This window comes from Psychrobacter sp. CLB018, assembly GCF_041222815.1.
Lineage (GTDB): Bacteria > Pseudomonadota > Gammaproteobacteria > Pseudomonadales > Moraxellaceae > Psychrobacter > Psychrobacter faecalis.
In genome coordinates this window covers 807,154-833,138 of the sequence record NZ_CP166085.1, presented here as the reverse complement: position 1 = coordinate 833,138, position 25,985 = coordinate 807,154, and the positions used below count along the sequence as shown (strand labels likewise).

The 25,985-nt window shown below is 43.4% G+C and carries 19 protein-coding genes and 1 other RNA gene; 8 read left to right on the top strand and 12 right to left on the bottom strand.

The genetic code is table 11. From position 1 onward, the window contains the following. Positions 1–1,725 carry a sigma 54-interacting transcriptional regulator gene (locus tag AB8P72_RS03695; RefSeq protein WP_369958028.1) on the top strand — a complete coding sequence of 575 codons (1,725 nt, stop codon included), beginning with the start codon at positions 1–3 and terminating at the stop codon, positions 1,723–1,725. A gap of 69 nt (positions 1,726–1,794) precedes the next feature. On the opposite strand, the gene AB8P72_RS03690 is transcribed toward AB8P72_RS03695, so the two are convergent. Then, positions 1,795–3,432 carry a S41 family peptidase gene (locus AB8P72_RS03690; RefSeq protein ID WP_369958027.1) on the bottom strand — a complete coding sequence of 546 codons (1,638 nt, stop codon included), beginning with the start codon at positions 3,430–3,432 and terminating at the stop codon, positions 1,795–1,797. Positions 3,433–3,783: 351 nt separating this feature from the next. Beyond that, positions 3,784–5,442, bottom strand: a complete 1,659-nt coding sequence (gpmI, locus tag AB8P72_RS03685; RefSeq protein WP_369958026.1) for a 2,3-bisphosphoglycerate-independent phosphoglycerate mutase — start codon at positions 5,440–5,442, stop codon at positions 3,784–3,786. A gap of 246 nt (positions 5,443–5,688) precedes the next feature. Here gpmI and ssrS point away from each other — a divergent pair. After that, positions 5,689–5,884: non-coding RNA, 6S RNA (ssrS, locus tag AB8P72_RS03680), on the top strand. A gap of 135 nt (positions 5,885–6,019) precedes the next feature. Here ssrS and AB8P72_RS03675 read toward each other — a convergent pair. After that, positions 6,020–6,637: an FxsA family protein gene (locus tag AB8P72_RS03675; RefSeq protein WP_193031908.1), complete on the bottom strand. Its 618-nt coding sequence runs from the start codon at positions 6,635–6,637 to the stop codon at positions 6,020–6,022. A gap of 152 nt (positions 6,638–6,789) precedes the next feature. Here AB8P72_RS03675 and ruvC point away from each other — a divergent pair, with 152 nt between their 5' ends. Further along, positions 6,790–7,374, top strand: a complete 585-nt coding sequence (gene ruvC / locus AB8P72_RS03670) for a crossover junction endodeoxyribonuclease RuvC (protein ID WP_238060555.1) — start codon at positions 6,790–6,792, stop codon at positions 7,372–7,374. Between the two features lie 148 nt (positions 7,375–7,522). Here the strand turns inward: ruvC and AB8P72_RS03665 are convergent, their stop codons facing one another. From AB8P72_RS03665 to AB8P72_RS03650, 4 genes are all read right to left on the bottom strand, one after another. Next, the gene (locus tag AB8P72_RS03665) at positions 7,523–8,503 is read right to left on the bottom strand and encodes an META domain-containing protein (RefSeq protein ID WP_369958025.1); all 981 of its coding nucleotides are present in this window, start codon (positions 8,501–8,503) and stop codon (positions 7,523–7,525) included. Positions 8,504–8,792: 289 nt separating this feature from the next. Then, a complete protein-coding gene (locus AB8P72_RS03660) occupies positions 8,793–9,452 on the bottom strand; it encodes a glutathione S-transferase family protein (RefSeq protein ID WP_068406659.1) in 660 nt (219 codons plus the stop codon). 242 nt (positions 9,453–9,694) lie between these two features. Beyond that, positions 9,695–10,333, bottom strand: coding sequence for a peroxiredoxin (locus tag AB8P72_RS03655; RefSeq protein WP_369958024.1), 639 nt, complete (start codon positions 10,331–10,333; stop codon positions 9,695–9,697). Positions 10,334–10,753: 420 nt separating this feature from the next. Continuing rightward, entirely contained in the window at positions 10,754–12,493 is a 1,740-nt protein-coding gene (locus AB8P72_RS03650; RefSeq protein WP_369958023.1) for a glutamine--tRNA ligase/YqeY domain fusion protein, read from the bottom strand. A gap of 274 nt (positions 12,494–12,767) precedes the next feature. Here AB8P72_RS03650 and AB8P72_RS03645 point away from each other — a divergent pair, with 274 nt between their 5' ends. Together AB8P72_RS03645 and AB8P72_RS03640 are read left to right on the top strand one after the other, a co-directional pair. Continuing rightward, complete coding sequence (locus AB8P72_RS03645) at positions 12,768–13,283, top strand: peptidylprolyl isomerase (protein WP_068406650.1); 516 nt, start codon at positions 12,768–12,770, stop codon at positions 13,281–13,283. 77 nt (positions 13,284–13,360) lie between these two features. Then, positions 13,361–14,203 carry a UDP-2,3-diacylglucosamine diphosphatase gene (locus AB8P72_RS03640; RefSeq protein ID WP_369958022.1) on the top strand — a complete coding sequence of 281 codons (843 nt, stop codon included), beginning with the start codon at positions 13,361–13,363 and terminating at the stop codon, positions 14,201–14,203. A gap of 146 nt (positions 14,204–14,349) precedes the next feature. Here AB8P72_RS03640 and AB8P72_RS03635 read toward each other — a convergent pair whose 3' ends face one another. The 3 genes from AB8P72_RS03635 to surE form a co-directional block, all read right to left on the bottom strand. After that, complete coding sequence (locus tag AB8P72_RS03635; RefSeq protein ID WP_201542643.1) at positions 14,350–15,654, bottom strand: lytic murein transglycosylase; 1,305 nt, start codon at positions 15,652–15,654, stop codon at positions 14,350–14,352. Positions 15,655–15,769: 115 nt separating this feature from the next. Beyond that, positions 15,770–16,573 (bottom strand): peptidoglycan DD-metalloendopeptidase family protein, encoded by an 804-nt coding sequence (locus AB8P72_RS03630; RefSeq protein WP_369958021.1) that lies wholly within the window; start codon positions 16,571–16,573, stop codon positions 15,770–15,772. Positions 16,574–16,847: 274 nt separating this feature from the next. Further along, a complete protein-coding gene (gene surE, locus AB8P72_RS03625; RefSeq protein ID WP_191692486.1) occupies positions 16,848–17,660 on the bottom strand; it encodes a 5'/3'-nucleotidase SurE in 813 nt (270 codons plus the stop codon). 223 nt (positions 17,661–17,883) lie between these two features. Here surE and AB8P72_RS03620 point away from each other — a divergent pair, with 223 nt between their 5' ends. From AB8P72_RS03620 to AB8P72_RS03610, 3 genes are all read left to right on the top strand, one after another. Beyond that, positions 17,884–19,191 (top strand): RNA-guided endonuclease InsQ/TnpB family protein, encoded by a 1,308-nt coding sequence (locus tag AB8P72_RS03620; protein ID WP_369958020.1) that lies wholly within the window; start codon positions 17,884–17,886, stop codon positions 19,189–19,191. Positions 19,192–19,649: 458 nt separating this feature from the next. Next, positions 19,650–20,087 carry an MCR_0457 family protein gene (locus AB8P72_RS03615; protein WP_068406636.1) on the top strand — a complete coding sequence of 146 codons (438 nt, stop codon included), beginning with the start codon at positions 19,650–19,652 and terminating at the stop codon, positions 20,085–20,087. Between the two features lie 525 nt (positions 20,088–20,612). Next, a complete protein-coding gene (locus AB8P72_RS03610) occupies positions 20,613–21,779 on the top strand; it encodes a D-alanyl-D-alanine carboxypeptidase family protein (RefSeq protein ID WP_369958019.1) in 1,167 nt (388 codons plus the stop codon). 155 nt (positions 21,780–21,934) lie between these two features. Here the strand turns inward: AB8P72_RS03610 and AB8P72_RS03605 are convergent, their stop codons facing one another. Together AB8P72_RS03605 and der are read right to left on the bottom strand one after the other, a co-directional pair. Next, positions 21,935–23,908 carry a sensor histidine kinase gene (locus AB8P72_RS03605; protein WP_369958018.1) on the bottom strand — a complete coding sequence of 658 codons (1,974 nt, stop codon included), beginning with the start codon at positions 23,906–23,908 and terminating at the stop codon, positions 21,935–21,937. Positions 23,909–24,149: 241 nt separating this feature from the next. Then, positions 24,150–25,592, bottom strand: coding sequence for a ribosome biogenesis GTPase Der (der, locus tag AB8P72_RS03600; RefSeq protein ID WP_369958017.1), 1,443 nt, complete (start codon positions 25,590–25,592; stop codon positions 24,150–24,152). Between the last annotated feature and the right edge of the window lie 393 nt (positions 25,593–25,985).

The following is a 25,985-nucleotide window of genomic DNA, read 5'->3' as shown; positions in this document are numbered from 1 at the left end:
ATGACCACAACCGCGCTAGTCGTTGATGATGAAGTAGATTTATGCCGCTTGATGCAAATTACCTTAACCAAGATGGGCATCAAAAGCGATGTGGCTTATACCTTATCGCAAGCCAAAACCTATTGGCAAGCAAACGACTATGACTTTTGTCTAACCGATTTAAAACTCCCTGATGGGTCAGGCTTAGAGTTGGTTAAGCATATTAGCAGCAGTTCAAGTACGCCCATTGCCGTGATTACCGCGCATGGCAGCATGGATTTGGCGATTGAAGCACTGAAACTGGGCGCTTTTGACTTTGTTAATAAGCCGCTCGAGCTGCCGCGTCTACGTCAATTAGTTGAAAATGCACTCAAGGTTATTCATCAAGATAACGCCGCAAAGTCAACGCCTGAGCGCTCACCTGAGCAGCAAATGCTCGATAGCCGTCTGATTGGCGACTCAGCCGTCATGCACCCACTAAAAAATACCATTTTAAAGTTAGCGCGCTCACAAGCGCCAGTTTTTTTATCGGGGGCATCGGGCACTGGTAAAGAAGTGGTTGCGCGCTTGATCCATGATTTAAGCCCGCGCCGCGATGGCAGCTTCGTGCCAGTCAACTGCGGCGCGATTCCGTCAGAGCTGATGGAGTCAGAATTTTTTGGTCATAAAAAAGGCAGCTTTACTGGGGCTGTGGCTGATAAACAAGGACTGTTTCAACAGGCCAATGGCGGTACGCTATTTTTAGATGAGGTCGCTGATCTGCCATTAGCGATGCAGGTCAAATTACTGCGCGCCATTCAAGAAAAAACTGTGCGTGCAATCGGCGATACCAAAGAAGTGCCAGTTGATATTCGTATCCTATCAGCGACGCATAAAGATTTAAATCAGCTGGTACATGCAGGTAGTTTTCGCCAAGATTTATATTACCGCATCAATGTCATTGAGCTTAAACTACCGACGCTTAACGCAAGACGTGATGATATACCGGTATTGGCCAAGCACTTTTTGACCTTAATTGCCGACGAACGGCAATTGGAGTCGCCGCCAACACTGACCAATGCTGCTTGCGCGCGTCTACAACATCACGACTTTGCGGGTAATGTTCGCGAATTACGTAATATCCTTGAACGCGCGATAACCTTAGCGGAGACATCCACTATTGATGCTAGTCATTTAGGCTTAGCTGATTTTGACAATCAACAATTAGAGAACGCGCAAGAAGCTATTGCAGAAGTAGAGCAAAATAACAACGCTGACAAAGCGACCCTTTCGAGCAATGCTATTTTAGATAAAAGTGAAAGCTTGGGAGCGCAATCTATAAAAGATAATGTGGTAAAAAATAACGTAGAAGCCGTAGAAAAAGACAGCCCGCAACAAGCAAAAGCTACTATATCTCCTTATCCCACCATTACGCAGCACTATCCTTCAATGAATGCGCACGCTGCAGCCAGTCCTACAGCACAACTTGATAAAACAGCACCTAGCGCTATGTCAGAACCATTAAGCAATGAAGCTAATGAGCAAGAGAAATTAGATAAATCAATAAAAGAAGAAGTTGTCGCTGGTCAATTACCTGCCCAAGGCTTAGAGCATTATTTGCAAGAGCAGGAAAGGCAGCTGATTATTACCGCCCTTAAACAGACAAACTGGAATAAGACCCAAGCTGCTGAATTGTTGGGCACCACTTTCCGCTCGTTACGCTATCGTATGTCAAAGCTTGAAATTGCTGAAAATCAGTCTGAATAATATATAAGCGCTAACCGTAAGACGATAATTAAATCAGCTCGAAAAGTCTCAGTTTAAATGCTAACGAAATTAGGGCTTGGCTTTAACAGCCGGTTTTTCAGTCGGCTTTTCAGTCACATGGTCGATAAGCCTGTTGTTTTGAGTCACTTTGTTTTTAACAACTTTATTATTAGTATCATCTTGACTAGGATTATTCGCTGCTTGAGGCTTGCGTACAAAGCGAACACCCGACGGCAGGGCTTTTTGTCTGAGTAAATCAAGCGTCTGTTGCTCCCATGTGCTTTCACTTCCTGTTAAAGTCACATCAGGCGCTACCCCAACCCCATCTATTTTTTTACCCGAAGCGGTCATGTAATGAGCAACGGTCAGCTTTACCGCCTGCTCGTCATTAAGCGGTATCACGGACTGCACCGAACCTTTACCATAACTGACCTCGCCTAAAATAGTCGCGCGTTTTTGCGCTTGCAAACTACTGGCTAAGACCTCAGCCGCTGAAGCAGAATAACGATTTTGCAACACCACAACTGGCATGGTATCTAATAACGCTGCACCTTGCGTCGATAGTGTGCGGGATTCGCTTTGACGACCTTTGACTTGTACCACATCGGTATTGGTCATAAATAAGCTGGCAACGCTTACCGCTGACGCCAATACACCGCCTGGGTTGTCACGCATGTCTAATAAAATTCCCTTAACAGGCGCATCCAAATCAATTAACCCTTGTAACAGCTTTTCACGGCTATTGTTTTGAAAGGCGGGTAATCTAACAATAGCCATTCCATCTACCAGCCGCGTTTCAATAACTTGTGGATGGTTGTGATTACGCTGTAAAGTCGTGGTATGTTTACGCCGGCCTGCTTTTGATGTCACCACATCTACTTGGGTACCTGCAATGCCCGTTAACAATTGCTCAATGTCATTACTTTCTTCGTCTTCACCAAGTTTAAACTCGTCCACTTGGTGCAAATAATCACCAACGGCAATGCCTTTTTTATCAGCAGGCGAGCCATCAACCACCTCAGTAATCACCCAATAGCCTACTTTGGGTTGATACTGCACCTTGATACCGATATCGCCGACGTCGCCTTCAGTAAAAGCACGCAGATTCTCATAAGCTTCTGCATCCAAAAACTCAGCGTGGCTATCAAGCTTGGTCAACATACCGCTCATGGCATTGCTAAATAACTCTTCGTCATTCACCGTATCCACATATTCGCGGCGTACCAAATCAACGACAGCCACAAAGGTTTTAAGCGTTTCAGGCGAAATGGCTTTTAACGATACTTGCGCAACTTCAGCGGGAATATCGGTATTTATCACGTCTGACTCGTCATTTAGCGCGCTTTCATCGGCGACAGCATCTATCGAGTCATCGACTTGATCGGCAGATTCGAGCATATCGGCGATATCTGATAAATCGTCGGCGTTATTAGCTTCCTCGTCATTATTTAAGGATACATCGTCGTCGTTAAGTCCAATCAATTGCAAGCTTGCTGTGGGATTTTTGCCAGTATTATTGATTTTTTGATTATCATTGGTAGCAGCCTGTGCCGGCATATTGACCACACCCAACCCTACCACACCGCTAATAAGGGCGGGTTTTAATAGCTGAGAGCCGATTGATTTGACATTAAAAGACTTCATTTTAAAAGATTTAGAACCAATAAATTTAGAAGTAGTAGATTTAGAATCAAGAGGCAATGGCATGATGATATTTCTCAAGCTTTTAGACCGCAATAAGGATAAAGGGCGAATTGGACGCATAATAAATTACTCAAAGAAAGGGATTGGTTATTATTTTTATAACTTTTGGATTATATGGATATTTATGATTATAAAGTTATTCATGAACAATGTCGTCTAAAATAACACTGCGCCTCTATCTAAGACTAGGACAGTATTGCAAGTAACTTAAACAATATGTATCAAGAAAAATACGGGGATGCGCAAAAAAAATGCAAAAAAAGGGAAAGATACTCAATATCTCTCCCTTTTTATAAAACTCAATAGCTTTAGCAGTAATAATAGACTGCTAAATAACCCTATTAAATGTCTCGTTTATGTAGCCGAAAGCAGTAAGTTTTTACCGGTCATCTCATCTGGTTGCTCGATATCCATTAATGCCAAAATCGTAGGCGCGATATCACTAAGCTTGCCGCCGCTACGTACTTTTACGGCTTTCTCACCAATATAAATCAATGGCACCAGCTCAGTGGTATGCTGCGTATGCACTTGGCCGCTTTCGTAGTCTTGCATCTGCTCACAGTTGCCATGGTCAGCGGTGATCAGCATGTCGCCACCCGCAGCGCGTACCGCTTCTTCTAAACGACCAATGCACACATCCAACGCCTCTACCGCTTTGACAGCAGCTTCAAAGACACCTGTATGCCCGACCATATCGCCGTTGGCATAATTAACCACCAACACATCATATTTACCAGATTCGATAGCAGCGACCAGCTCATCGGTCACTTCAGGCGCGCTCATTTCTGGCTGTAAATCATAAGTAGCAACATCAGGCGATGGCACTAAAATCCGCGTCTCGCCTTCATATTCATCTTCGCGGCCGCCGCTAAAGAAAAAGGTCACGTGCGCATATTTTTCAGTTTCAGCGATACGTAGCTGGGTCTTACCTTTATCTTGTAAATACTCGCCAAGCGTGTTGGTCAAAGACGCTGGATAATAGGCAATACTGGTTTTTGGATTGTCCGCTAGCACGTCAGAATACTTCGTCAACATCACAAAAGCGGCAAGCTTTGGTTGCTTATGACGGGCAAAACCAGAAAACTCATGATCTGGTAGCACAAAGGCTTGCGCAAGCTCACGAGCACGGTCAGCGCGGAAGTTCATAAAGATAAGTGCGTCATTGTCATCGACGGTATAAGGCACTTCGTCGCGACCAATCACCACCGTTGGATTGATAAACTCATCGGTTTCGCGTGCTTTATACGCCGCTTGTATGGCGCCATCGGCACGTGTTGCTAAGCGGTCGGCTTTACCCTCGGTGATAAGCTCATAGGCTTTTTGCACGCGGTCCCAGCGATTATCACGATCCATTGCATAATAGCGCCCGATAATGCTGGCAATTTGCACGCGGCCACCTTCGTAGTGGTCATTGAGCTTGGCAATATGGTCGCGTAAGCGGTTAATGTACTTATCAGCAGATTTGGGCGGGGTATCGCGGCCGTCTAAAAAACAATGCACAAAGACATTTTTGGCACCGTGTACCAATGCCGAATGGCACATGGCTTCGATATGATCTTGGTGCGAGTGCACGCCACCATCAGACAACAATCCCATAATATGTACGTTACCGCCAAGCTTATTTGCCGCTTTCACCGCATTAACTAAAGCTTCGTTTTTATAGAACTCACGATTGGCGACTTCATTTGAGATACGAGTGGAGTCTTGATAAAGCACGCGGCCGGCGCCCAAATTCATATGACCAACCTCTGAGTTACCAAACTGACCATCTGGCAGGCCGACATCTTCTCCTGAAGCCGATATCAATCCATGCGGGTATTGCTGATAAATCTTATCCAAATTTGGCATATGGGCGGCAGCAATCGCATTATCCTTATCGTCTTCACGATGCCCAAAACCATCTAATATCATTAAGACATGGGGCACTTTTTTATTTTGCTCGCTAACTTGCTTATTATTGAGCTGAGCCTGACTATCGTCGATAATTTCTGCTTGTTGCTGGTTATGGGTCATGGATTACCGCTCCTCAAGTGAATGAACGCTTAGAATGCTATCTTAGGATGTTTACAGTCCTCTATATTAACACATATCTCAAAATAGCTGAAAAATCGTCCTTTTAAGCCATATTTAAGCCCTTAAAAATTCTGCCATTTCATGGTAGATAAAGTAAATACTCAACATCATTCATGCTGCTTATTAACCCTACGTAGCAATCTGTAAATCGTACTTGCAATCACTCAAGTCATTGGTTAAGATAATTATATTCTGAAGTGTTGGCTAGTAGATGTTTATTCCCTGAGCCGATAATGCTTTACCAGGATGTGGTACCTATTGCCTTATTGTGTATGCCTGCACCGCTTGCGGTGTCTCAGGAAACCTGCAGAGGCAGTGACGCATCCGCCCTGAACTTCACGGTTCATGGGTCACCATCTTACGGCGGCACTTCGGTTGTTTTATTCAGTTATTAGCTATTTTATTTATAAATATTATCTTTTATAAAAATAGTTTTAACACTCAAAAAGCCCCTTTTATTAACGGTAAAAGGGGCTTTTTTTATGCCGGCAAAAATGTCTATTTAATAATAAATTGATTATTCGTCATTGGCAGATTTGGTAATTTTCTTCACATCTTTAGGGATGTTTTTAGCCGTCCCATCGACAGTAGTATGTTGTTTAAACACATTGCCAAACGGATTTTGTTGCTGCTGACCAAACGGATTTTGATTGTTCATACCACCAGCACCGCCAAATGGATTTTGACCACCCATGCCGCCTGCGCCACCAAACGGGTTTTGTCCACCCATCTGTTTTGCCATCATCTCCATCATTTTTTGCTGATTGTTCATAACGTAATTATTAGCAAAGGCTTTGAGCTTTTTTTGCACCGGCGGCAATATCACCAGTAAGGCTAATAAGTCACTGAGCACACCCGGAATCAGCAGCAAAAGACCCGCCGCTGCTACAGCGACACTTTTAATCATGGTTGATTCTTGTGGACGCATAGCAGGGTTCATCATACCGCCCGCTTTCATCTGCTGCGCCATTGGATTGAGTGCTGCCATCCCTTTACGTATAAGAGAGATACCGATAACGGCGGCGATAATAAACCACATAAATACCCACCAACCGCTCATAAACTGCGCAAGTAAATACCAAAGCAGCATCTCGATAATAAACCAAACGATGGCAATACCAACTATCTGACCCATAAAGTGTCGTCCTATAAGATAAAATCTAAAAATTAAGCGCCATGCAAATTAATATGGCTAACATATGATGTATATGGGGATTGATTGCTATACTATCAAACTTACGGCTGATTTTTAAGCCATAAAACAAAATGTAAGTAAGACGGAATACTATGGCAATTATTATCGGGATTGACCCGGGTTCGCGCATGACCGGTTATGGCATTATCCAACAAACGGGCGACAAACTTACGTATATAGACGCAGGTACCATTCGCACAGATACCAAAGAAATGCCTGAGCGCCTAAAGCGTATTTTTAATGGCTTAACGCGTATCACCCAGCATCATTTAAAATATGGCGACGAGCCAATTTATACCGCTATCGAGCAAGTTTTTATGGCAGAAAACCCAGACTCAGCGTTGAAGCTCGGGCAAGCTCGCGGCGCAGCTATTGCCGCTATGGTCGCTCTTGATTTAGAAGTATCGGAATATACCGCTCGCCAAATTAAGCAAGCGGTCTGCGGTTATGGTGCGGCGGCAAAAGAGCAAGTACAAGAAATGGTCTGCCGCATTTTGGCGTTAGAGGTGGTGCCCCAGCAAGATGCTGCCGATGGTCTTGCCTGCGCCATTTGCCATGCGCACTCAAGCCATTCCATGAACAAACTCATAATGAATAGCACCATGCGTGGACGCGGCGCTTCGAAGAAAAAAGGTCGCTGGCGTTTGACCGAAGAAGACTTAGGCAATTTGCGTTAAAAAATAAGTTCGCAGTAAAGTAATAGAAGTAATAAATATAAAAAAACACGCATCCAAACGGCGCGTGTTTTTCGTTTAAATTATCTCTTCTATTTGAGTCATCATTTTAAATAATAAAAATGACCAACAAACCTACTCTAACAAAGCATTACTCTACCACGCTACTCTCAATCACTGCATCGAGTACATAGGCATATTCTTGCGCTTCTTCATTCTCGTTAGCGTCTAACTGATAGCGCTGAAGACGTAGTACTTCATCGTGCATACCATCGGGCTGATAGCCATCGATTTCACCGTTAAAGGCTGTCCACTCACCTTCGCTAGCCTTGATACCTTGGTCATCATAAGTAATGGGTTTTACTTGTAAGCATAACTCTGAACTCTTGTCAGCGCAGGCTACTTTCTTAGCATTGACTGCCCAAAATACCGTTTCACCTTTACTGTTATATTTAGCTTGCGAAGTCAGCTTTCCTACCCAAACTAACGTCGCCGCGTCGCTTGTGATTTGCGTTAAGATTGGTTGACGACTTTCAGCCGTTGCGCTCTCAGCACTACCGTTTTCGATATTGGCGTCTAATACTAAGGTCAATTGATTCTCACCTTGCATTAGCTCATTCAATTGGTTTTCAGCCTTATCAAGCTCACCGCACGACATTTTGGTGCTCATACCGTCTTCGATGGTCAACGTCTGACCTTGAAGCTGATATCCTGCGCTCATGGTATTGCAGCCGACACTATAATTTAGGCTATTCTCGCCTTGGTATTGGCTAAAGCTCAAGCGCACTTGGTCTTTGATATCAAGCAGTGTATTTAGTGGCTGAGCGCCTTTATCGCTTGCAGACATCAGTGTCCAGCGATAACGGGTAAGATTGGCTATCATTTGTTCTTCAGTGCTCATCTCAGCCGCCTTGGACTCATCATTTTCTAGCGTAGCATCAGGCGTAGCAGCATTACCATCGACTTCGTTAGCATTTTCTGTCTGTATATCATTCTCGCTTGGTACTGAGGATTCTTGGCAGGCAGTTAATGTCAGACTTACCGCTAAAATACTGGGCAATACAGCAAATCTAGCCAAAGACTTTATAAAAGATGATTCCGTAAAATATTGGGTGTCAAAAGATGAGGTCATAACAGTCATACCTTGTGAGTAAACCTTTTCGATATTCCGCTTTCTAGCATACGAAGTTTTTACCATACAAATTGCAATTGTATCTGTTTTTGTAAAGTGTTCATAATTTGACCACTATAGCGCCGATGTTATCTATTATTGTTACAAAGTGTTTAATTTTATAGATTGATAGTAACTGTTTTCGATAGTTTTTCTAATTTTGAAATAAAAAAAGCCTTAACTGGCTAATATGGTGGTTAGCTCATTAAGGCTTTTGGCTATGTAAAGCTCGGTTTATAAGGCGACCTTATCATTCATCATAAGCAGGTTTGGCTTTTGCCATATTTTTAATACTAAAGCGCTCATGCATCATTTGATAAAAACGCGCCAAATTTTCGCCCTGCTCGTTTGGATTAACTTTCAGCGCTTTACCAAAATCTAGCCCCAAATACAGTACTATATCGGCAAAGCTCAACTGCTCACCGACCAAATAATCATGACCGTTTAGGGCATTTTCAAAATAAGGTAGGGCTTTTATCGCGCGGGCAATAGAGGGCGCGACAAACTCAGGTACTTGCTCGACACGCTGCGCTTTGGACGGATGGCTATGCTGAAACGCCAGCATAAAGTTGTATAGCACCTCAAACTCAGCAATACGGCGCATCGAGCATACTTGCGCCCGCTGTACGACGTCATTACCCATCACCGAGCGCTCGCCATAAACACGGTCGAGATACTCGCATACCGCCTGCGAGTCATTCAGCACCGTACCATCATCCAAGGTTAATACCGGCACCGTCTGCATGGGATTGATTTTGGTAAATTCCTCAGACATCTGCTCATTGGTAGCAAAGTCGATATCGACCACATCAAGATCATCCATATCATCGACATCGATACCTTTTGACGCTAATAAAATAAGCGCTTTACGTGGATTTGGGGCGGTACGGGTTAAGTATAATTTTTTCATGGCAAACTCCTTGTAAGATGGTTTTAAAGCGACTCAGCGCCCTTTGGTTTTATTATGGCTATTGCATTATCGGTTATGGATAAAATTATAAATATCATATTTAGACATTTCAGCCTGTTATTATCATAACAAAACCTTATGAAATATGCTGTTTTAATAAAAAGCTGAAAAAGTAAAAGCCCTATAACATGACGTCATAGGGCTTATTAACTTGAAACAACTGCTTGGACTAGCTGCTCAACTTATTTGTTAGGCGCAGGCGTGGTACGTAGATAAGGCTTAATTTCGGTATGGCCTTTTGGATAATTGGCGGGAATATCTTCGTTTTTCACGCTTGGTGGAATGATAACGTCATCGCCTTCTTTCCAATCAACTGGCGTTGCGACATTATACTCATCAGACAATTGCATCGCATCGATAACACGGACGATTTCATCGAAGTTACGACCACAGCTGGCTGGATAAGTCAGGGTTAAGCGTACTTTTTTATTTGGATCAATGATAAACACACTTCGAACCGTCGCGGTATTGTCGGCATTTGGATGAATCATGTCATAAAGATCCGCCACTTTGCGATTTGAGTCCGCAATGATAGGGAAGTTAACGGCGGTACCTTGGGTTTCTTCAATATCTTTGGCCCAACCTTTATGATCGTCTAGGCCGTCAACTGATAAGGCAATTGCTTTTACATTGCGCTTTTGGAACTCGCCGCCTAATGCCGCCGTACGCCCAAGCTCAGTGGTACAGACTGGCGTGTAATCTGCAGGATGTGAGAAAAAGACAACCCAACTGTCCCCTGCCCATTCGTGGAAATTGATATCACCATCAGTGGTTGTCGCGTCAAAATTTGGTGCAGTATCACCTAAACGTAAATTTGCCATGCTTTATTCCTTATTTATATGAGTGATGAGCGTTAGTATTTATTCACCTCTAAAGGTATCCATGCGCTCTATTGTTATAAACGTATTTAGTTATAAATGTTCCTAGTTATAAATGTACTTAGCTATCAACATACTCGGTCAATACTACACAATAACTCAAATTACGTCAGCAAGAATTCTCTTCTATCTTAGCAAACTGGTTATGAATGTCTTGTGATGGATTGTAATGCGCTTATGCCATTTATTACTAAGAATCCAAGTTTGCATTTAAAACATTAACCAAATCAATATTCTGAACCCTTCAAGATAATCCACGTTCATAAAAAAGCCCATCTCTAGCGTACTAGAAATGGGCGATTTTGAAAACTACTATTGTTGAGTAACGTTTTAAACTTTAATAATAGAGCCAATAGTTCTACACTAAGCCGGTTTATAGCTGTCACGTAAGCTCACGATTTGATTAAACACTGGCTTGTCGCTCGAGTGGTCTTCACTATCAGCAATAAAGTAGCCCTCACGCTCGAACTGGAATCGCGTACCAGCATTGGCATTAGCAAGCGATGGCTCAACTACGGCATCGAGCTCAATCAACGAGTTAGGATTTAGCGCTTGATGAACGTCGGCGACGCTACTTGGATCTTCAGCGCTAAATAGCTGCTCATACATGCGTACCGTCGCTTGCACGCCTTGGCTTGCTGAGACCCAATGAATCACGCCTTTAACCTTACGGCCTTCAGGGTTGTTACCCAAAGTCGCAGGGTCAATCGTGGCTTTTAGCTCAACAACATTGCCAGCGTCATCAAGAATATGCTCAGTCACTGCCAACACATAAGTGTTACGCAGACGGATTTCTGGCTTTTCTGGAGATAAACGCTTATAGCCTGCTGGCGGCTCGATCTCGTAATCGCCTTGGTCAATATAAAGGGTTTCGGTAAACGGAATTTCACGCTCGCCCATATCAACATTTGGATGGTTTGGCTGCGTGAGCCATAAAGTCTGAGCGTCTTCATCCCAGCGCGCATTGACGCTATCAGCTTTTTGCGACTCCCAACTGCTAACCGCATCGCTAAAGTTAGTAATCGTTACCTTTAACGGCTTGAGCACTGCCATACCGCGCGCCGTCGTCGTCTCTAATGACTGACGAATACTAAATTCTAATAGACGAAAATCAACGACGCTGTCTACCTTGGTCACACCGACGCGTTCACTAAAATCGCGTAGACCTTCAGGCGTATAACCGCGGCGGCGCATGCCAGCGATGGTCGGCATACGTGGATCATCCCAACCGCTAACGATACCTTCATCAACCAACTGCTTTAATTTGCGTTTACTGGTCAAGGTATGGTCGACGTTTAGACGACTAAACTCGTACTGGTGCGGCGGCACATCAAAGCCAATTTTTTCAACCGCCCAATCATAAAACGGACGATGGTCTTCAAATTCCAGTGTACATAACGAATGGGTAATGCCTTCGAGTGCATCAGAGAGCGGATGGGCAAAATCGTACATCGGATAAATACACCATTTATCACCGGTTTGATGATGGGCTTGGTGCATGACGCGATAGATAACAGGGTCGCGCATATTCATGTTTGGGCTTGCCATGTCAATCTTGGCGCGCAGCACGGCTTTGCCTTCGGCAAACTTGCCTTCTTTCATATCATTAAAGAGTTTTAAGTTTTCTTCAACACTGGCATCACGCTGCGGCGACGGCGTGCCTGCTTCATTAAATGAACCACGATTATCGCGAATTTGCTCAGGCGATTGCAAGTCCACATAAGCATCACCCTGCTCAATCAACTGTACGGCCCATGCGTACAACTGGTCAAAGTAACCGGACGCATGGTGCGCCTCGCCTGCCCACTCAAAGCCAAGCCATTTCACATCATTTTCAATATTATCAATATAGTCTTGCTTTTCGGCGGTTGGGTTGGTGTCATCAAAGCGCAAGTTACAAACGCCGCCAAACTCTTCGGCGATACCAAAGTTTAAGCAGATAGATTTGACATGACCTAAGTGCAAATAGCCGTTTGGCTCAGGCGGAAAGCGCGTCACGATTTGCGGGTATTTTTGCGCTTTGATATCGTCACGAATGATATTACGAATAAAGTCGTTTTTTTGTTCGTCTTTTTGTACATTGTTGCTTGAGTGCTCACTCATTACTCATTGCTCCTAGCGCAAGGTTTTAGCCTTTAACACGTGTCATTACGCTTTATAAAAGGTTCAAAATAAGAAAATTTAAAATAATCAATCAAAAATCGCTGATAAAAGATAACGTTGCGTTATTCTATCAGCTTTTGCAAAGGCATTAACAGCCTGATACATGACAGACGACAAAAAAGCCGTTAGACTAGCCATAACTTTTTAGTCAGCAACTTTTTAACCACCACTTAACAGCGTTATTTTAGACGCTATAATCAAAAAGGAATATCACATGGTAGACATGCCACCAGTAGTAGAACTTGACACCAATATGGGTGCGATCGTTATCGAACTCAATGAAGAAAAAGCGCCAAAAACGGTCGAAAACTTTTTAAACTATGTTAAATCTGGTCATTATGACGGTACGATTTTCCATCGCATCATTGACGGCTTTATGATTCAAGGCGGCGGTATGGACGCTGAAATGAATGAAAAAGCAACCAATGCACCCGTTGAAAACGAAGCGGACAATGGCTTGAAAAATGACAAAGGTACGATTGCGATGGCCCGTACGCAAGACCCACATTCAGCAACCAGCCAGTTTTTTATTAACGTAAAAGACAACGATTTTCTAAACCATTCTGGCAAAAACATGCAAGGTTGGGGCTACACCGTATTTGGTAAAGTCACTAGCGGCATGGATGTTATCGACAAAATGCGCGGTGTACCAACCGGCCGTTTTGGCATGCATGCTGATGTGCCAAACGAGCCTGTAGTCATCAACTCTGCGACTATCATTACGCAGTAATCGTTTTTTATAAACGGTATAAGATAAGCGGTTTGTCATTAATAGCCGCTTATCTTACCTTATGAGGATAAAGATACATGCAAAGCTTTAATCATTTAATCACGACCCGCCCTCATGAGGTGCGGCAAGTTTTGATTAGCGATTTGCATTTATCGCCAGAAGAGCCTGCCTTAGTGCAGGCTTTTTTGGCCCTGCTCGATGATTGCCTTGCCCTACCTCAGCTTAAACGCTTATTTATCTTAGGCGATTGGTTTGAGGTTTGGATTGGCGATGACGCTTATTTGACTTTGTCAGAAGACGCGCGCCAAATCCATTGGCTCACGCCGCTTATCGTTAAACTAAAAAAACTACGGATAGCTGGCTGTGAGATATTGGTCATGCATGGCAACCGTGATTTCCTCTTAGGTCAGCCCTTTTGTAGCTTATTTGGCGGTGAGCTGATTTATGAGCCGTATTATTTAACCGTCGGACAGCAGAATTACCGCTTAGAACACGGCGATGCCTTATGTACCGATGATAAAAAATATCAGTTCTTTCGCAAGATGATGCGTCATCGTCTGACGCAGTGGTATTTGCTCAATAAATCGCTGACAAAACGTTTAGCGATTGCCGATAAATTACGGCAAAAAAGTCAGCAGAATAACGCCAATAAAGCCGCTTATATCATGGACGTTAATGAAGATACAGTAATACAAGCCATAGCAGACAGCGATGCGTTGTTACATGGTCATACCCATCGCCCAGCCATTCATCAGGCGACGTCCGATAAAAAGCGCTACGTGCTTGGTGATTGGCGCTTGCTTGATAAAGAGTCACGCCAGCCAAAAGTCAGTGCGGTGATTGGGGCGGTAACGGCAGATGGTGATACAGGCGATAATGCTGCTGAGTTTGAGTTGGTTGAGTTTAAGATGACTGTCTAAACCCTATCTAACCTGCTGCTACAATTTTTATAAAACTGTACGAACAAAAAAAACTCCGCTTAGCACGGAGTTTTTTATTGGTTTAGTTATTTTTTAAACCATCGTTGTAAATAACGATTATCCAAAAACAGCGACTTTACTCTGTCTCACCATCCTGCCAATGAAGATGCTGTGCGTTGAGTGATAAAGCCGTCTGGCGTTTGACCATTATCTGCTTGCCAGCGCTGGAACGCCTTACGCGTATTGGTACCAACGATGCCATCAGCGCCTTTGGTATCATAACCCATGCTGGTTAAACGCTGCTGCAAATTACGCACTTGCGCGGTCGATAATGGACGCTCATAGCGCGGCCATGATTTTTGTAAGCCGCTCTGACCTGCCAGCGCTTTACCAAGTAAGCTCACACCAAGCGCATAGTTTGATGAGTTGTTGTAAACCTTGATGACATCAAAGTTTGGGCTAAGTAATAGGACTGGACCATCTTTACCAGCAGGTAGCCATAGCTCCATTTGCGTATTGGCATCTAAATAAACATCAGCGATGGTATCCACGCCCATCGCCGCCCATCTAGCCGCAGGTTGCTTGGTACCAACCGTTGAGTAATCAAACGACGCAGGTACAGTTGCTTCATAAAATGGCGCAAGGCCTCGCACCCAACCTGAATTACTCAGGTAATTGGCAGTAGAGGCCAGAGCATCGCTCGTTGCCCATGGGTTACGATGACCGTTACCATCACCATCAACGCCGTGTTTCAGCCAGGTATCAGGGATAAACTGCGTCTGCCCCATACCGCCTGCCCAAGAGCCATCGAGCTGTGACCATGAGACATCGCCGCGCTGCAATAGCGTCGCTAGTGACAATAACTGGGTTTCAGCAAATTCTTGGCGACGGCCATCATAAGCAAGGCTGGCAAGCGAGCTTGGAATACTGCTATTGCCCGTTACCACACCGTATGATGACTCCATGCCCCAAATCGCAGCGATGATTTCTGCATTGACGCCGTACTGCGACTCTAACTGTGATAAAAATGCGCGTTGCTCGGCAAACTTACGCTTACCTGTGCTGACACGGCCATCTGATACGGCAGAATCGACATATTCCCAAGGCATTTTAGAAAACTCTGGCTGCCCTGAATCCAGCGAGATAACTTGCTGATTTAAATAAGCCGTGTCCATCAAACGACGCACGGTTGAAGCATCATGACCCGCTGCAATGGCGCGCATCGAGAAGTCAGATTTCCAATCAGAAAAACTGTTATAGCTTGGTTTAGTAACCGGCTGCGGCTTGACGACTGGTACAGGCGTTGGCTTTACCTGAATGGTTTGGGTTTGGGTAATTTGCACATTACCTTGGCGTACAGGGGTACTCGGCTTTTGCATTGCCTGCTGGCTGGTACAGCCGACCATGACTAACGCGGGAAACAAGGCAAGGTACTGTTTGTTTAATAACATAAATTTCTCAAATATGAATAAGTAAAGCAACTGATAGCTAATAAGTAATAGCGAGCAAGCAATAACAATTAACAACAGCCACTAAAAAATTGCAGCAAATTTAACGTTTTAAAATCTAACGTCCAAGCACCGCACGTGGGTCAATAGGGTTACCATTTAGGCGTACTTGGAACTCTAAGCCGACTTGATTGCTCTCACCGCTGCTACCCATATTTGCAATACGCTGTCCGCGCTGTACTGCTTCACCTTCTTTTACCAGCAAGGCACTGTTATGCGCATAAGCAGTAATGTAGTTATCGCTATGACGAATCATAATCAGGTTGCCATACTCAGGCAGGCCGTTACCTGAATACAGCACCGTACCCGATTGGCTAGCAAGCACTGGATCACCGACATTACCGGCAAACCACATACCCATATTACCGGCAGCAGCATCAAAGTTACGAATCACTTGGTTGCGACTTGGATACTCATAACCCGAGGTTGCGTTGGCGGTCACTTCATAAACAGGCGTTTGCGAATAGTTCGGAGTATTATTCACAGGCGGTGTATAGCTCGGCTGTGGCCGTGTTTGAGCAGGGGTGTTATAGCGATTGTTATTATTGGCGCTTACTGGCTCGGCTTGCCATAACTTGAGCCATTGACCACTATAAATCGTATATTTGCTATCTAAACCATTGATCGCACCGATTTGGCGATAATTGAGACGATAGCGGGCGGCGATTTGACTGACAGTGTCGCCACGCTGCACACGATAATAATTGGGCACGCCTTGTCCGTTGGTGATAATCTTCGGTCCCTGATTAGCCCCTTGATAGGTGGGTTTGGTGGCACAGCCGACCATCGTCACGGTCGCTGCCGTCAATGTTCCCATCAAGGCTAGGGTTGCTAAGCGCGATCCAGCAATAAGCTTCTTCATACAAGATTTCCTATTCTTTATGTTACTCACAAACTCCTTGTGTTACTCACAAGCATTTTGCTAACGGTTGTAACGTTTAATGTCCTAAACACCATAATTATGCATTTAATAACCAATGGTTTTTAGCTCATTCAATAATAAATGGTTTTTAGCGATTTTAAGCCCTAGCAAATTTAGTACTAATAAATTTAAGCATTGGCCAATTTAAGCACGGGCAAATATCATCATAAACTTAGATAAATCAGTCAATTTACAGCACTAATTAGAGGGCTAATTACAGTACTAAGGCTGAGAATGTCGCAAGGGTTTCGGTTGGCGTATGATGCAGACGCACAGGCGATAGACTAATATACCCTGCTGCCACCGCTTGGTCATCCATCATCTGCGTTTCTGCTGATTCAATACTTGCGTCGTCTGTTAATAATTCCCGTTGGCGTTTGCGTAACGATAGCCAGTAGGCATCGCGTCCGCGTGGATCGACCACATGATGAACGGGACGTGCAATCTGACTGTGACTCAGCGCTGTTATTTTTCGACCTTTAATCGTAGCTGCGCTTTTGACATCAGGAATATTAACGTTTAATACATGATAGGGCAAATTTTTGCAAGCATCCAATATCGGTGTATCGGTAATGAGTTTGACAATCTCATTGGCCGCCATTTGATAATGACTGGCTTGCTGCGCATCGTCATTTTTTGTGCCGCCGCCTACCAAAGAGGTTGCGATAGCTGGTATGCCAAAAAGCTGCGCGGTCAATGCAGCGCCAAAGGTACCCGAAAATAAAACGTCCTGACCAAGATTGGCACCGGAATTGATGCCAGTAATCACCCAGTCAAAATCGCTATGACGATAGAGTTCATGTAACGCCAAATAAACGCAGTCAGCGGGTGAACCATTGACTGCTATAAAACCCGAATCTAAATTATGGGTATACAATGGCGTTGAGATGCTCAAAGCGCTTGCGCAGCCACTTTGCTCGTTGCTTGGCGCAACCACCACCACTTCTGCGATGGTCGACAATGCCTGATAAAGTGCCAATAGCCCTGGCGCATGCACCCCATCATCATTACTTATTAAAATCTTCATTTTTGCCCAATTCAGCTTAATATCGTTATTAATGACCGTCTGTCAGGTCCTCTACTTTTTTATCCTAAAACCGCTATCTAAAAGCGAAAGAGGACTCCACCCGACATTAGGGTGGAGGTGAATTTCGCCTAGTGTTTATTATATTTTTATACAAATTAGCTACTGTATGAAATCTAAATAATCTTTAGAATTTATATTCTATCAAACAAAATTAGTTGCGGTAATGAAAATCAACAAAGCGTATAAGTTTAGGCTTGAGCCTAATGTAGAGCAACAGATTATTCTAAATAATCTTGTCGGCTCTGCACGTTTTGTTTGGAATCAAATGCTAGCGATCTCATTTGAGATGTTTGCCAAAAATGAATTTATTAATGCCACCAACTTGGTTAATAAAATCATGGATCTAAAGAACAATCCTGATTTTGACTTCTTAAGAACCCATGCCAATGCCGTGTCCTTACAACAAAAAGTACGTGATCTCGCCTCTGCTTGGTCACGATTTTTCGACCCTAAAGTTCATGCTAGGCTCAAAGAAAATAAAAAGAAGCTCCGAAAACCCAAGTTCTTTAAGCTAAGCGATGGCACAGAGATTCAACTACGACAACTGATGCCAAGATTTAAACGTAAATCCGATGGCTGCGACTCAATCAGGCTTGTTCAGTTTGATAAGTATTGCCGTATTGAAGGCAATCGCATCAAACTACCTAGCGGTATTGGCTTTGTGAAGTTTAGAAAATCGCAAGACATCATCGGCACCATTAAAAACATCACCATCAGCAAGAAATCAGGTCACTGGTACGTGTCGTTTGGCACCGAAACGCAGCTAACTGAAAATCCACGACACCCTGCCACAAGTGCCATCGGCTTGGATATGGGTATCACTAAACTCATTACCACCTCAGACGGTCAAACCATCAAACCCAAAAATAGCTTTAAAGCCAATCAAATTAAACTGGCCGCATTACAGCGCCAATTAAGTAGAAAAGTCTTATTCAGTCAAAACTGGAAAAAGCAGAACCGTAAGATTCAAAAATTACACCATCACATCGCCAATATTCGCCATGATTACTTGCATAAAATCACCACCGCGATCAGCAAAAACCACGCCATGATTGCTTGTGAGGACTTAAAAGTAGCCAATATGTCGAAATCTGCAAGCGGTACGCTAGAAAACAGAGGGCGTAACGTCAAAGCCAAGTCAGGATTGAATAAATCCATTTTGGATCAAGGCTGGGGCATGATGATTGATATGCTTGAGTACAAGCAGCACTGGCAAGGCGGGGTGCTCATTAAAGTAAACCCACGCTACACCAGCCAAACCTGCTTTGAATGCAAGCATACCGCTAAAGAAAATCGACAAACCCCAGCTAAGTTTGAGTGCGTCCAATGCGGGCATAAAGCAAATGCTGATGTGAATGCAGCTAAAAATATTTTATCGGCAGGACATGCCGTTTTGTCTGCGGAGGGAGGATGCGGTAAAGGTCGCCCGTTGAAACAGAAAACTTGTGACATTCGTGAGAAAGTCGCCTAAGCGCTAACGCTTTTAGAATCCCCCACTTGAGCTTAGCGAAAGTGGTGGGAGTATGTCAAAATCATGCCTACCAAAATTAAGCAAAATAAAGACAGACATTATAGATAGCGCTGTCGCGTTTTAGATTTTGGGCGATTATACCCTACTCGCCTCGCGAGGCGAACCCAGACTTTAAGTCATCTCAACTTACTATTTGATTTTATTCATAATTTTAATAGTACAAGCAAGCGTCTTTTGCAAAAGATAAAACGTTGGGGTTACAGTAGGCAACAAGGGACAACACGATCAATTGATACTTTTATGTTGAGGTAACTTAGGGCGATATAATGCTGATATGTTGCTGTAAAGGCGGCTTAGCTCACAATATATCTACACATAAATCAATATTTTATGTGACTTTTATTTTTTTACCCATTAACATAGCACCATCAAACAAAGATAAGCGAGTGTAATACTGAATGAAAAATCAATCGATATTATCTATAGCTTCTGTGATAGCAAAGACCGCCTCAAAAGTTGGTCTTGCAGGACTGATAACGTCTATTGCTATGCTGTCTCAAGCGACTCAAGCTGCGTCCAATGCGTCGACTACCATTCCAGTAGATTTATCAGGCATTAATATCACTAAGCATGAAATTGCGGTGATGCATGTGTTATCAGAGATTTGCCCGCCGATGTTAACTGGCAAACAAAAACAGCGCTTTTATAAATCTTATAACGTGCAGCTGCATGAATTGATGCCATCGTTAGAGGATCCAAAAGCGGCTATTCAATACTTGTCTACGCAGCAAGATTATCGTCAAATTCTGCAAGGTATTCGTAGTTGGACCATGGGCTTCTCAAAACAAGAGAACAAAGCCTTATGCGAAGATTTGGCCAATGCTGAATATCATTAATCCGTTTCGATAGAAAAGTAAATCCGATAAAACCTAGCATATGGTCAACGTAAATAAATACCTTTACTATTAACGACAATAAAATCTGGTTATTATGACGTGATAGATGCTAGGCAAAGATTATTAATAATTAGCTTTTAGTAATTGCTCTTATAAATTTTAAATAAGAATCTGCATTAAGCCTATACTGGGTTTATTAAAGACTACATTTATATTGCAAAATCAGCTTGCTGTATCGTCCGCTCATAGCAGACGATACAGCAAGTTTTTTTATGGATATTAAAAAGGTTGCTATAAATCCAATTTCTAATTGTGAGTGATTTTATTTTATTTATCATTTCCCCATCGAGCGGCATTTTGCTAAGATAAGGCGTTAATTTTATGTCCATCGCTCAGTCGTCAAGGCTTTCAGCAAAAATCTGTTCTGACGCTTAAATTTAAAGCGCTTATGTTAGATTAAATTGAGATTTAGCCTGTGATAGCAGCGATAGATACATTTGGTTTTATGATGCGGTGTAACAATCTATGATAGTAAAGCATGTGAAAAAACAGCTGGTACAGCTGGTAGTGGGCGTTAGTGTTTCTATGAGTGCAATGATGGCGGGCGCAGCCATTCAGCCTCCTGAAATGGACAATACCGCCTATGTATTAATGGACTATAACACGGGTGAGATACTGGCGCAGAAAAACGCCAATCAACCACTGCCACCAGCGTCTTTGACAAAGATGATGACCAGCTACATGATTGAGCAGCGCTTAGCATCAGGTGATCTCAAAGAAGACGAGCAAGTATTGATGAGCGCCAATGCTTGGTGCCGCGGTAGTAGCAGTGAGTCGTGTATGTATGTACCGGTCAATAAATCTGCCAGCGTGATTGATATGCTACGCGGCATCATCATTCAATCAGGTAACGATGCTTCAAAAGCGATGGCCGAACACATCGCTGGTAGCGAAGCTTCGTTTGCGATTTTGATGAATGAAGAAGCCGAAAAAATCGGCATGAAGAATACCCATTTTGTCAATGCCACAGGTATGCCCGATGAAGGTCATGAAGCATCAGCTTTAGACCTAGCAAAACTTTCGCGTGCTATTATCAAAAACAGTGGCGACTATTATGGTCTTTATTCGGAAAAAGAGTTTACCTATAACGGTATCACGCAGGGTAACCGTAACGCCCTACTTGCGACCGACCCGACGGTTGATGGCTTAAAAACAGGTCATACTGACGCCGCAGGCTATTGCTTAGCAGCGTCAAGTAAGCGTGACGATATGCGCCTTATCTCTGTCATTATGGGCACAAAAAGTCAACAAGCGCGCGCCGATCAGTCACGTGAGTTGCTAAACTGGGGCTTTGGCCACTTTACCACCGTCACTAAAGCGCCGGCTGGCCAATTCGTCAGTAAAGTACCGGTTTGGTTTGGCGAAGCAAAAGAAGTGGAGTTGACAACCGGTGACAGTTTGCAGATTTTGACCAGCAAAACCCAAAAGAATAAAATCACCACCGTGGTCGATATTCCTGAAAGCTTAGAAGCTCCTATCAAAAAAGGTCAAGAAATTGGCAAAATGATGGCGGTAATTGATGGTAAAGCAGTTGCCTCAGTTCCTGTCGTTGCTACGAGCGATATCGAACAATCAGGATTTATGAGCCGTATTTGGCAACGTTTCACGCGCTGGGCACAAAACTTGTTTTAAGCACTTGTCTTAAATCTTTAGCTTAACAATTGGTTCTAAAAGCCATTTGATATTAGATAACAGTGATTAGCGAGTTTAATATAAAAAAGACGCATTTGATGGGCGTCTTTTTTATCGGTCTTTTTTTATCTTTAGCCTCATGAACACCGTCATATTTAAGACCAAACCAGCCAGCTTTTTAGCAAATTACTCAGCGCTTTGTCTTCATAGTTCGCTACCTGACAGTAATCAACTCCAGCAGCTTTTAATCCGTGCTCAAAACTATCCAAATGTAGCGCCTGCTGCTGCGAATACCAATACACCAACAAAGCACGATGATCGGTCTCAGAAGCACGAATACGCCTTGCCAAGGCTTCAGCACTACTTGGTAATACGTCTTCAGCAAACATCACCATATCGAAATTTTTATCGTTTATATCATCAATGACCAGCTGTTCATGTTGATAGCAGGTGACACGTGCCCCTAGTCGTTGTAATTCCTCTAGCAAAGCGCCGCTATCTTGATAGTAGTAATACATTACGTCGAGTCCAGACAGCAGGTATTGCTGCCGCGATTGACGCTGATTGGACAGCTGCATAGTAACTATAAATTCTGTCCCGACCCCTAGCGTACTACTCACCTCGACACTAGCACCCATCAGTTGCGCCATTTGCTTGACGACTGGCAAGCCTATACCTGTGCCTTCATACTGACGGGTCTGCGATGAATCTACCTGAAAAAACGGATTAAAAATATCTTCTATAAAACTGCTGTCAATACCGATACCGCTATCTTTTATCCGTATCTGCCAGCGATTGCTGTGGTCGAAATGGGTCAGCTGCGAGGTAATGCTTACTTGCCCTGTTGGGGTAAACTTAATGGCGTTACTCAGTAGGATCGACAGTATCTGCTGAATTTTTTCGGCGTCGCCTTCGAGGCTATAATCAATATGATGAATATGACTGCTCAAATCCAAACCTTTCTGCTTGGCAATAGGTTCATATTCGGCCAATAGGTCTGAAATTAATTGCAGCGGATTAAACTCACTGATTTGTAGGCTGATTTGCCCTTTTTGGATTTGATTCAGTTGTATAATTTGATTGAGCGCCAATACCAATTTATCACTGCCATTGTGAATAATCTCAACCGCGTCTTTTTGCTCAGCATTTAGCTGTTCACCTTCTAATAGCTGTAAGCCGCCAACGATGGCATTTAGGGAAGTTTTTAGCTCATGGGTTATCATGCTTTGAAAATTATGCAACTGCACATCAAGCGATAAATCTTTTTGATGCAACTGCTGCTCAAACACGGCCAGCGCTGCATAATCTTGTTTCGACGCTTGCAGGCGATTAAACAAAGTGATAAAAGCCTGCTTAATCTGTACCAATTCTTCAAATTTAAAGCGCTGCGGAATCGCCGGTAGCTGCTCAAGCTCAGGGTTTTTTAGCACAATATCGCAAACTTCGGTTAGCGCGGCGATATCTTTTGATGGCCAGTTTAGTTTGCGCAGAATAAACAACGCCCAGATAATCGCCAATGACGTTGTCATTAACCACAGCCATAAATTGCTTTGAACCCAATCTGTCCGCAGCGCTGCCACATTTAAAGTAATATTGATATAGCCAACCAAGGCGGTATCAGACGACATTTCGCTCACTGAGTCGCTTATAGGGTCGCTCTCTGAGTTTGAGTTAGTATTGATGGTGGTCAAAGTCGTAAAATTTTTCTGCTCGCCGTTTAGCGTATCACTACCGATAGAAAGTGTGCTAGTACCATCAACATAGTCACCGACGACCGGATAATTAAAGCTGACCGCATTGGCAAATAAAGCATTTTTCCAATCGTCTTTTGACAGATTGCTATCAGCAATTGGCTGCGAGGTGGTATAAAACAAAATACTTTCGATGTTTTGCTCATTTTCTAACAAAAAACGCACTTGATCAGCGACTACCTCATCGCCATCTACGCTCGCCGCGCTAAGCGTCAAAAGGTTCGCCAACTGCTGAGTATGCCGACGTTCTTCCTTATAATGCTGCACCAAGCCATAAACAAAAGACAATAAAAAACCTGCCAATACAGCCAAAATCATGGTCTGCATGATAGATTGCCAAATAAGCATGGGTAAGGTTTTTGGGGAGCGGTTGTTCATATGACTCAACTGAGTGAAGACAACTTGTAATTATAATATAGATATATTATAGAGAGGATAAGGATAATGCGACATTTTAATGTAACTTAACACAGTCTTAAATTAAAAAATGCCATGACGACTGATATAGCCATCATGGCATTTTATACTACAGAAAAAGCTAAGAATCGAAAAACAGCAAAGTTAAAATAAAATGTTCTTTATTTGCTAAAAAAATAAAGACACTCACTATCTGGCAAAATTAACGCTTTTTATCTTTATTGGTAAATCTGGGCTTATCTTTGGTGGTAAATTTTTGCGCGCGATTGCGTTCACGTTGGCGTAATTGCTGCGCTTTTGCTTTGGTTGGTGTATCGCTTTTATTGGCGTACGGGTTTTCATTTTGCTTAAATATAACATTCAGCGGTGTGCCTTCAAGCTTAAAGACTTGACGGAATTGGTTTTCAAGATAACGCTGATAGCTTTTTGGTAGCGCAGACGTTTGGTTACCATGAATCACAATCACCGGCGGATTATGACCACCAATATGCGCAAAACGTAGCTTAATACGGCGACCAGCAACCGTTGGCGGCGGATTTGCCGTGACCGCATCTTGTAAAATCTGCGTCAAACGGTTGGTTGATACCTCAAACATCGACGACTGATAAGCGCGCAAGATAGATGGGTATAAATTACCTACGCCAGTGCCGTGTAGCGCTGAGATAAGATGTACTTTGACATAAGGGATAAAGTTAAAGCGACGATCCATCTCAAGCTTGATATAGTCTTTTTGATCCTGGGTCAGACCGTCCCATTTATTAATGGCAACTACCAATGCACGCCCTGCATCAAGCGCATAACCAATCATATTTAAGTCTTGGTCGACAATACCTTCGTGCGCATCAATCACAATGATGGTTACGTTAGAATCTTCAATCGCTTGCAAGGTTTTAATGACTGAGAACTTCTCTACCTTTTCATCGATTTTACCGCGGCGACGTACACCAGCCGTATCAATCAAAACGTAATCTTTGCCATCGCGTTTATAAGGAATATAAATACTATCGCGCGTCGTACCGGGCATATCAAACACCACCACACGATCTTCACCCAATAAACGGTTGACCAGCGTTGATTTACCAACGTTTGGACGACCGATAATCGCAAGCTTTAGCCCTCTTGGCTCGACGATATTTTCTTGCGTTGGCATATCAGCGGTCAACGCTTCTAGCAAGTTACCGACACCGCGCCCATGACTGGCAGCCATCGGATACGGCTCACCTAAACCTAACGCATAAAACTCTGCCGGCGCCGCATCATGGACACCATCGACTTTATTGGCGACGACATAAACAGGCTTACCAAGGGTATGCAAAAACTTACCAATCTCAGCATCGGCACCAATCATACCGGCACGCGCATCAACGACAAAAACGATAATATCGGCTTCATGAATGGCGGTATGCGACTGCTCAGACATATAGTCATCAATATTGCCGCTACCATCGTCTGCCTCACCAATACCGCCAGTATCGACCACGATAAAGGATTTGTCTTCGTAGGTTGCATCACCGTATTGACGGTCACGAGTCAGCCCTGATAGATCAGCAACCAATGCCTGCCGACTTTTAGTGAACTGGTTAAATAAGGTAGATTTACCGACGTTTGGACGGCCAATTAAGGCGACCACAGGCTTGATACTCATGAGTTACTCTCAGTGAAAGACACAGTGATGTGTACAATGGCGGACGCTGCGTTCATACTTATATTAAGAATAATAACGCTACTCGACCGCGAGTTTAAATAAATGGTAAAGATAAAACGATGGCAAATAATACTGGGCTTTTTGCGTTAAGCAGTTGCTATAAATAATGGTTAATATGTCGCTTAAAGTATAGATAATTCAGACATATAAGCATCATGACCAATCAATCGTCATGACTTATACAATTAGCGCCTACCACGTATCGGTCGCATAGAGTACGCGAAAGCCACTATTTAAACAAGCAATTTACACAAGGCACGAAACGCTGACAAAGCAGCGTTTTTTTAACTCTCATATCAGTCTGCTTATTTAACGTCTCATTTTGCGCCTAGT